8 protein-coding genes are annotated in these 9,409 nt (G+C 64.2%); 3 read left to right on the top strand and 5 right to left on the bottom strand.

Annotation, left to right across the window (positions count from 1 at the left end; genetic code table 11):
• Window positions 1–109 precede the first annotated feature (109 nt).
• The 3 genes from HUK84_RS06160 to HUK84_RS06170 all read left to right on the top strand — a co-directional run bounded on the left by HUK84_RS06160 (window position 110) and on the right by HUK84_RS06170 (window position 3,756).
• Window positions 110–505, top strand: a complete 396-nt coding sequence (locus tag HUK84_RS06160) for a cytochrome c3 family protein (protein WP_218064248.1) — start codon at window positions 110–112, stop codon at window positions 503–505.
• Window positions 506–713: 208 nt separating this feature from the next.
• Window positions 714–3,155 carry a TonB-dependent receptor gene (locus HUK84_RS06165; RefSeq protein WP_374729274.1) on the top strand — a complete coding sequence of 814 codons (2,442 nt, stop codon included), beginning with the start codon at window positions 714–716 and terminating at the stop codon, window positions 3,153–3,155.
• 172 nt (window positions 3,156–3,327) lie between these two features.
• The gene (locus HUK84_RS06170) at window positions 3,328–3,756 is read left to right on the top strand and encodes a c-type cytochrome (protein ID WP_176639494.1); all 429 of its coding nucleotides are present in this window, start codon (window positions 3,328–3,330) and stop codon (window positions 3,754–3,756) included.
• Window positions 3,757–3,806: 50 nt separating this feature from the next.
• On the opposite strand, the gene HUK84_RS06175 is transcribed toward HUK84_RS06170, so the two are convergent.
• The 5 genes from HUK84_RS06175 to HUK84_RS06195 form a co-directional block, all read right to left on the bottom strand.
• Window positions 3,807–4,367 (bottom strand): cytochrome b, encoded by a 561-nt coding sequence (locus tag HUK84_RS06175; protein ID WP_176639495.1) that lies wholly within the window; start codon window positions 4,365–4,367, stop codon window positions 3,807–3,809.
• The gene (locus HUK84_RS06180; protein WP_218064249.1) at window positions 4,364–5,656 is read right to left on the bottom strand and encodes a cytochrome-c peroxidase; all 1,293 of its coding nucleotides are present in this window, start codon (window positions 5,654–5,656) and stop codon (window positions 4,364–4,366) included. The genes HUK84_RS06175 and HUK84_RS06180 overlap by 4 nt, the downstream gene beginning before the upstream one ends.
• A 25-nt stretch (window positions 5,657–5,681) precedes the next feature.
• On the bottom strand, window positions 5,682–6,965 hold the full coding sequence (locus HUK84_RS06185; RefSeq protein WP_176639497.1) for an alkaline phosphatase family protein: 1,284 nt from the start codon (window positions 6,963–6,965) through the stop codon (window positions 5,682–5,684).
• Between the two features lie 268 nt (window positions 6,966–7,233).
• Entirely contained in the window at window positions 7,234–8,322 is a 1,089-nt protein-coding gene (locus HUK84_RS06190) for a YncE family protein (RefSeq protein WP_176639498.1), read from the bottom strand.
• Between the two features lie 182 nt (window positions 8,323–8,504).
• Window positions 8,505–9,409 (bottom strand): efflux RND transporter permease subunit (locus tag HUK84_RS06195; protein WP_176639499.1); only part of this gene is annotated, 905 nt, incomplete at its 5' end.

The raw sequence follows: 9,409 nt of genomic DNA on the forward strand, positions 1-9,409 counted from the left end.
GGCGGCGCGCGACATCGACCATTGCGGTCCGCCTGTCGCTGGGGGTGGGGGCGGCGTCGCTGGGCCTGTCGCTGCTCTATGCGGAATGGCTCGGGCGCTGGGTGGCGCCGTGAAGGGCCGCGCGGCGGGATGGGGGATGACGGCCGCGCTGGCCGGCGTGCTGGCGGCGATGCTCGTCCTGGCCGGGTGGGGCTATCGTCCCCGGCCGGGGCATGCTGACCCGCTGCCCGTCATGTTCCTGCATCGGGCGCACAGCGCCTATAACTGCGTGCAATGCCATCATGACAGCCTGGATCCCGGACTGTCGGCGCTGCCGCATCGCAAATGCATCCTCTGCCATGTCACGCGGCCCGACCTGGCGGCGGGGGCGCGGGCGACATTCCATGATTTCTGCGAATCCTGCCATCTGGCACGGCGGCGCGACCATCTGGCCGCCGGTCCGATCCGCCTGTGCCACGAATGCCATACGCCCCGGCCGGGCGAGCGCGCGCAGGATATTCTTTGATGGCCTGCGGGATGTTTGCGGTGCAATCGCAACAGGCAATATAAAAACAACATGATCAATATTACTTTTTATAAAAATGTTAAATTTTTATGAATTTGAGAATTTTTAAGAATATAACCTGACTGAAAAGTCAGCTTCATTTATAAGTCGCCGCTGACAGGGGTCAGTGGAGAATTTTATGTCGAAATATATCTGTTCCGCCTTTTTTATGCTGGCATGTTCTACTTCCTTGTCGCCTGTTGCTCTGGCGCAACAGGCGCGGACGGCATCGTCTTCGGCGGCCCCGACCCCAGCCCTGACCCGGGCGTCGGTCGGCGATGCGCCGCCCTCGATGCTGGGCGCGACGTCGCCGACCGACGAGAAGATGGAGGTGGTCGGCCACAGCTATGGTGACGGGGTCACGCGCCGGGCGCTGGGCGGCGGGCTGATGGTCAACCAGGATGCGCCGAAATCGGTTTCGGAAATCACGCGGGATTACATCGCCAAGCAGAACCCGGCGCTGAACCCGATGCAACTGATCGCGCTGCTGCCGGGCGCCAACGTGTCGGATACCGACCCGATGGGCATGACCGGCGGGCATATCTCGGTCCGCGGCCTGACCGAAAGCCAGATGGGCTTTACCCTGGAAGGGTTCCCGATCAACGATATCGGTAATTTCGCGGTTTATCCGCAGGAAATCGTCGATTCGGAAAACCTGCGCACCGTCCGGCTGGCCCAGGGATCGGCTGACCTGGACAGCCCGCATATCAGTGCCTCGGGCGGTGTGGTCGACATGTACATGATCGACCCCAGGAAGACGATGGGCGGGCAGGTCGACATGACCTATGGCTCGTTCAACGCCACGCGCGGATTCGCGCGCTTCGACACGGGCTATATCGGCCATACCAATCTGCGGGCCTATTTCTCGTACTCCCAGGGGCGGCAAGATCATTGGCGCGGCCCGGGCTATGAGAACAAGAAGCACGGCGAAATGAAGATCGTGAACGACTGGGGGCAGGGCAACCGCGTCTCGTTGGCGGTCGTGGGCAATTCGCTGCAGAACGACGCCTATCCCAGCGTCACGATGGCGAGCTGGCGGAAATGGGGCAACGGCTTCGTCAACCCGATCGGCGGTTCGGGCCTGGGCAGGAACGACCCGCCGAACACGGTGTACGAGCAGCATTTCGTGCCCGGCGACGGCAATTACTACAAGCTGCATCCCAATCCGTTCACCAACATCTATGCCAGCATGCCGTCGACCTTCACGCTGACGGACCACCTGACGCTGACGGAAACGCCCTATTTCTGGTACGGCTACGGCAATGGCGGCGGCGCCTATGCCACCAGCCTGACGTCCTACCAGTATGGTGCGACGAAGATCGGCGGCCATATCGGCAGCCTCTCCTCGGGCAGCCCGCTGCTTTATAATCCCTCCCTGACCGAGACCTATCGCCCGGGTGCCACGACCAAGCTGACATGGTCGTACGGTCCCAACCGCCTGATGGTGGGATATTGGTTCGAATATTCGAAGCAGACCCAGACCGCGCCGTACGGGCTGGTCGGTCCCAACGGCACGGCGTTCGATGTCTGGGGCGGCGGGCCCAACCTGGTGCTCAATAACGGGGTGACGGCGCAATATCGCAACACGCTGACCCAGACAGTCGTACATACGCCCTTCATCGGCGACAGCCTGTCACTGCTGCATGACCGCCTGACGATCGATGCCGGCCTGAAATATTCGATCGTCGACCGGCGGGGGGCGAACTACCTGCCCAACGTGTCGCAGAAATACGTGACCACCAACTATGCCGAGGCGCTGCCGACCGCCGCCGCGCGCTACAAGATCAATGCCGAGAACCAGGTCTTCGTGTCGGTGTCGACGAATTATCGCATGCCGACCAACTATGCGCTGTACGATTCGGGATCGTACTATGTTCCGGGCGGCTATTCGACCAAGGCCAATCCCAACCAGCAGCCCGAGATCTCGATCTCGGAAGAGGCCGGATGGCGCTACCAGGGTCGCCTGGTGTCCTCATCGCTGACCTATTTCCACTATAATTTCACCAATCGCCTGTTCACCCAGACCGTGACCGACCCGGTCAGCGGCGCCTATTGGACGACGAATGCCAATGGCGGCGGCGAACATTCCGACGGGTTCGATTTCGAGATCGGCACGCGGCCCATCTACAATATCCGGCCCTATGTGTCGGCCGAATATCTGCATGCCGTGACCGACAGCAATCTGCAGGCGTCGTCGGGCAAGGTCGTCGACTACCTGCCGACGGCCGGCAAGATCGCGCCGCAAGCACCGGAATGGCAGGTCGGGTTCGGGCTGGATTACGATGACGGCCACCGCTTCGGCAGCTTCAACCTGAAATATGTCGGCAAGCAATATGCGACCTTCATGGATGACCAGCATATTCCGGGCTATGTCCGCATGAATATCGCGCTGGGCTATCGCTTCAGCAGCATGGGGATGTTCAAGAACCCGTCCATCCGCCTGAACCTGCAGAACCTCTCGAACGCGGGGTACCTCAACTGGATCAATAGTGTGCAGACCAATGCCACGAACACCCGGGGCATCTTCGGCAACATGATCTCGGCCAAGGCGCCGACCTATACGATCGCATCGCCTTTCGCGGCCATCGCGACCGTCAGCAGCGATTTCTGATCGCGGCGATCTTCTTCGGGCCGAGCCGCCATGCGCGGTCCGGTTTGTGAAATATTCCTGACATGGCGCCGTGGGCTCTGAACGCGGCGCCGTGTTTTCCTTATGCTGGCAGGCTGTTTCGGGCGGACCGGGGGAGGAGTACAAGGAAATGGCGGGATCGGCGATGCGTTGCATGTTCGGGAGAGTGGCGGGAGCGATGCTGGCGGTGGCGGCCGGCGTGAGCCTGGTGGCCGACGCGGCCCGTGCCGCGGATCCGTCCTTTGCCGATCGGGTGCGGCACGCCGATGTGTCGCGCGGGCGCGACCTGGCCGACAGCATGTGCTCGGACTGTCATAATTTCGATCGCGACGGATCGGCGATGATGGGCCCCAACCTCTATGGCCTGATGGGCACGCACATCGCCGCCATTGCCGATTACAATTTCTCGCCCGCCCTGCTGGCGCGCCGGCAGCAGGTCTGGACGGTCGAGACGCTCTCGGCGTGGCTGAAGGATCCGGCCGGCTTCGCGCCGGGTACCCGCATGGGGTTTGACGGCATCGTCTCGGACCAGGACCGGGCCGATATCATCGCCTATCTGGGCAGCCTGTCCGGCGGCAAGTGATGCGCCGGAGGTTGTTCTTTTTTGAAAGAAGACCTTACGTTTTTCAGAGCTCACGCCCGCCGCGTCGCGGGCAGCATCCGGCCCAGGATGCCGTCGCGCCGCACGTAATGCCGCCATAGGGCAACCGCAGCGTGACCGAAGGCCAGGGCCATGATGGTCCAGGCGCCGTAATCATGCAGGGTCGCGACGATGTGGTGGCCGGTCTTGTCCAGCCGGCAGGGGATGCAGGCCAGATGGGCGCCGAAGACGAAGAGGGGGCGCGTGCCGCTCCACCGCCATTCGAAACCGGCCATCGTTTCCGCCACCAGCAGGGCGTAGAGCGCCAGATGGACCAGGATGGCCAGCCGGTTGTCCGCCGGGCCGGCGGTCGTCCGCTGCCACCGGGCGAACAGCCAATAGAGCCGGAAGAGCAGCAGCACGGCAAAGGCGAAGCCGATGCTGGTGTGGATGTCGCGGGCTGTGCCCTTCCAGCCCGCGCCGAGCCAGGACCAGGTCTCGCCCATGGCGAATTGCAGCAGCACGATGCCGGCCGTCGCCCAATGCAGGGCACGGGTGAGGGGGTCATAAGCCTGGACCGGGGCAGGGGGCACGCTGGTTGTCATGTCGATCATTTCGGTTGAGCCGTCGCAGGCTTGTAGCCGTCCGTCAGGGTGTTCAGGAAGGCGACCAGATCGTCCATTTCGGCTTCGGACAGGATCGGCTGGCCGCCGGTCTTCTGTGCGGCGAAGGGCATGTCGTCGCGATCCACATTGCCGCGCAGGTCGGGCGGCAGGCCGTTATAGGGCAAGGCCCCGCCGGGCCGGGTTCCGTCGGGCCGGGTTCCATCGGGCCGGATGTCGGGCTGGCGGCCATACCAGTGCGCGGGGTCGGTATCGCGCGTGACGTAGAATGCGACCACGTCGCGCAGCGACTTCAGCACGCCGTTATGAAAGAATACATGGCGCGTCGCGACGTTGCGCAGGGTCGGGGTCATGAACAGGCCGCAATATCGGCGGTTGGCCGCATCGCGCGCCGGGGCCAGGTCGGTGCGCAGGGGGCCGCACAGGCCCATGTCGTAGCGGCCCATCCCGGCCGGCGGGCGGACCTGCGGATTGTCCGGCACGCCGATATCCTTGAAGAAGAAATCGGTGAACTGTCCGACCGAGGTCGAGCCGTCCTTGCCGGGGCCGATGCCGGCGGTGTGGCAGGAGGCGCAATTGGCGCGGTCGGCATCGTTGAACAGCGCCATGCCGCGCTGTTCCTGCGGGGTCAGCGTCGCCAGGCCGCGCGTATAGTAATCATATTTGCTGGTATAGGGGTGGAAGGACGAATCCTCGTGCTGGAAGGCCGCCAGCGCCGTGCCGATCGCCCGGACCACCTGCCGCGGGGTGGCGAACACGTCCTGGCCGAACAAACCGGTGAACTGGCGCACATAGTCCGGATTGCGCCGCACCCGGGCCCGCACCGAAGCGATGTCGGGATTGGCCATTTCGAACGGGGTGGTCAGCGGACTGACCGACTGGATGGCGACCGAGGCCATGCGCCCGTCCCAATCATAGCCGCCGCCGGGTCCGCTGGCCGATTCATCGGGGTTTTCCAGCGTGGCCGAGAAATCCGGCACCTCGTCCCTGTAGGTCAGGGTCGGCACCGCGCGGACGCCGGGAGTGTCCAGCCGGGCGCCTCCCATCTGCACCGCCAAATCGTTGCGTGGCGCATAATGATTGGCCGGATCATGGCAACTGGCGCAGGATTGCCGGCCGGACGCCGACAATCCGGGATCGAAGAAGAGCTGCCGCCCCAACTGGGCGACAGGCGACAGGGGCGCCGCCGCCATGACCGGCGACGACGCCCCCCAACAGGCCGGGATCAGGGCGGCGGCCAACACCCAGACGGCCGCGCGCCCCCTGCCATGCCGCATCATCGCGGCGTCCTTGTCCGCAATCCGGTCAACGGGCCGGGATCGCGAACATCTTGGCCATTGGCACCACCGGCGTCTGGACGAACGCGCCGTCGGCCGGCTGCACCGCGACGCCGTCATTGGCGTGGCCGATATGCTGCTTGATGCCGAACGCGTCTTCCAGCGTCCGCAGCAGCGAATAATGGTTGTACGGGGTGTCGTCCTGCACGCCCTTCACGCCGTGGTTGGTGATGACCAGCGTCGGGATACGCCCGCCGCCCTGGTTGACCACGCCCTTGTGCGGCTGGCCGGGGGCCACGGGGTGATAGCCGCAGCAACCCTGCACGCCCGCGCCGCCGCTGTCATCCTCGTCGAACGTCACGACGATCGCAACATTCTTCTTCGACCTCCACAGCGGCGAGGCCTGGATATGGTCGACCAGGGTCTGGACGTAATCGTCGCCGGTGGTCAGCAGCGGCGAGGGGCCATAGCCGTGGCCCTTGCATTGCGGGTGGTCCTTCATCGGGCCCGACGGGCCGTGGTCGTCATGGCACTGGTCCGGCACGAAATAGGCGAAGCGCGGCAGGCTGCCATCGGCCAGATTGTCGAAGAATGCCTGTTCGGTGCGGTTATGGGCGTGGAAATCGGGCGCTTCGCGGATATCGTCGAAATTGACCGACGGGTTGTGCTTGGACGCGTACAGCCCGCGCACGTCGGCGCCCGGGTCGTCCGGTGCCGGATAGGTGGGCATTTCGGGCATGGTTCCGCCCGTCTGGGGATTGGTCGGCATGCTCTGGTTATACATCGACCAGGAAATGCCGGCCGTGTTCAACTGGGCGAAGAAGTTCGGCACCGTGAAATGGTGGGCGACATACGCCTTGGTCTTCTTGATGCCGTTGCAGGGACGGTTCATCGGCGCCATGTCCGGCTTGCCGGCCACGATGGCCTTGTCGGCCGGCAGCGGGGTGCCGTCGGCCTGGCAGTACCAGGCGTCGTCATCCAGCACGCCTTCCTGGTCGCCGGCCATCATGGCGATGTAGTTCGGCTCGCTGGGGTGGGTGATGCCGTAATAGTTCGTCGCCGAATTATATTTCTGCGCCAGCGCCGTCATGTGGGGCGAGCTGGCGGGCTGCGCGCCGATGATTTCGCCGTACTGACGGTTTTCCATCTCGATGATGATGATGTTGTCATAGCGCGGCACGCCTTCCAGCATCGGCGCGCCATGGTGATGCGCGCCGTGATGCTGTGCGGCCAGCGCCTGTCCTCCGGTGACGAGCGCCGAGGTCGAGAGCAGGACGGCCCCCACCCGGGAGAGGATCGATCGTGTCGTCATGGCGTGTCTTCTTTCTGTGCGCATGCGCTCGTGGGAGCCGGACGCCGGCGCGATGTCCCGGCACGGATGACGCCGTCTTTAGCGCCATCCGCAACCGGGCAGAAGCGGCGAACTTTCCCTGTCATGTTAAAGTTTCAAGAAATTCTGGACGTTGATTTAAAGAGGAACGATTTGGAGATGGACGTTTCGACCATGCGGCGGGCGGCGCTGCCCTGGGTCGCGTCCTGCATGGCGCGGCCTGAATGCCAGGCCGCGACGGTGGTAATTTTTACGATTTCTTCCTGGCGGCGGCCGCGGCCTGGGCGGCCGCTTCGGCCGCCGGGTCCTGCGCCACGGTGTAGATGTCCAGCGCCGCGGGCTCGATCGCCGTCCTGGCGTGGGCGATATAGAGCTGCTTCAGCCCGCCGACATAGGCCGAGACCTTGCCGGTCTTGGTGTCGATGCGCTGGATTTCCGAGAAATGATCGGCGTCGTCGCGATGGAAGACGCTGAGCCCCTCGGCGCCGCTGATATAGAGGCGCTTGTTCTTGCCGTCCCAGGTCTCGCCGTCGGCGGTATCGACGCAATCGGCGGTGGACAGCAGATTGCCGGTGGTCGAGTCGATCACGAACAGCTTGCCCGGCTTGCGGCCGACCACGAACAGGCGCTGGGTCTTGGCGTCATAGGCCATCGGCGTGTTCATGTTCAGGCCGGGGATGGTCCAGATCGTCTTGAGCTGGCGGGCCTGCAGGTCGACGACGGCGATCTGCTTCCTGTCGCGCAGATTGGCGAACAGCAGGTTGCGCCCGTGATCGACGACCATCGATTCGATGTTGGCCGACGGGATGCCGATCCGCGCGACTTCCTTGTGCTGCCTGACGTCGATGACGCTGATCGACGAGTTCTCGGAATGGTCGTTCTTGCCGCCGTTGCCGACATAGAACAGGCCGGCCTTCTTGTCGAAGACGGCTTCATCCGCGCCGGGACGCAGCGTGATGACCTTGACGATCTTCAGCGACGGCACGTCGACGACGACGCAGCCCAGCTTGTCGTCCGAAACGAAGAGCTGATGCTGGTCGGCGACATAGGCCGGGGTGTGCGGCAGGCCGAAACCGCCGGCCGAGGCGAGGTGCGTGCCGTCGCTGAGGCGGAACATCTCGGCCGTGGCGTGCTTTTCGGCCATGACCAGCAGCAGATTGTCCTTCTTGTCGATCGCGAAATGATCGAAGCCGCCCTTGGTGATTTCGGGCAGCTTGGTGCTGTGCAGGAACTGCACCGGCCCGGTATCGGCGTTCAGGGGCGCGGCCGACGCGGCGTTGCAGCCCAGGCAGCCCAGCATTGCCGTGCCGAGCAGCAGAGCGATCTTTTTACGAAACATGATGCACCTTTCTTGTCCTTGGCATCAGTTCGCGATCGTCCCGGGGTCTTGCGGGTCGCAAGGAGGGCCGGGCGAACGGCGAAATGAATGCCGGATTTGTAGTCGGGTGCGGCGTGGCTGTGCGTGAACGTTACGCAGCAGGATTGCGGCTGATTTTTTAAAGATTTGAGGAAAATTTAACGTCAGCCGCGAGACAGGCCGGTTTCGGTCCGGTCGGGCGTCGTGCGGCTGCCGGGCAGCAGCCTGCGACGCCATTGCGCGGCGCGGCGGCTGAGCTGTTCGAGGCACAGATATACGACGGGGGTGGTGAACAAGGTCAATGCCTGACTGACCGCCAGGCCGCCGATGATCGCGATCCCCAGCGGGTGGCGGACCTCGGAGCCGTAGCCGTTGCCGACGACCAGCGGCAGCGCGCCCATCGCGGCGGCGAAGGTCGTCATCATGATCGGACGGAAGCGCAGCAGGCAGGCCTGGCGGATGGCCTGATGCGGCGTCAGGTCGTGGTCGCGTTCGGCCGCGATGGCGAAATCGATCAGCATGATCGCGTTCTTCTTCACGATGCCGATCAGCAGGATCACCCCGATCATGCCCATCAGCGAGAAGTCCTGCCCGAACGCCCACAGCGCCAGCAGCGCGCCCACCCCGGCCGAGGGCAGGGTGGACAGGATGGTCAGCGGATGGACATAGCTTTCATACAGGATGCCCAGCACCATGTAGACCGCCGCCAGCGCCGCCAGGATCAGCAGCGTCTCGCTGCTGGAATTGTTCTTGAACTGCGCCGCATTGCCGGTGAAGGCGCCGTGGATCGAGGCCGGGATCTTCAGTTGCCGCACCGTGTCCTCGACGACCTGCACCGCCTGGCCCAGCGACACGCCGGTCGGCAGGTTGAACGAGACCGTGGTCGCGACCCCCTGGCCCTCGTGATTGATGGCCAGTGGAATATGGCCGGCGCTGCTGAGGCTGACGATGCCCAGCGGGACCATGGTCTCGGCGGCGGTGGACACGGCCGAGCCGGTCGAGGCCGAACGGCCGCCGGCCAGCGTGTTGGCGATCTGGTTGCGGAAGGATTGCGCGCTCTGCGCCGTCG

The sequence above is a fragment of the Nguyenibacter vanlangensis genome (assembly GCF_013376155.1).
Classification (GTDB): domain Bacteria; phylum Pseudomonadota; class Alphaproteobacteria; order Acetobacterales; family Acetobacteraceae; genus Gluconacetobacter; species Gluconacetobacter vanlangensis.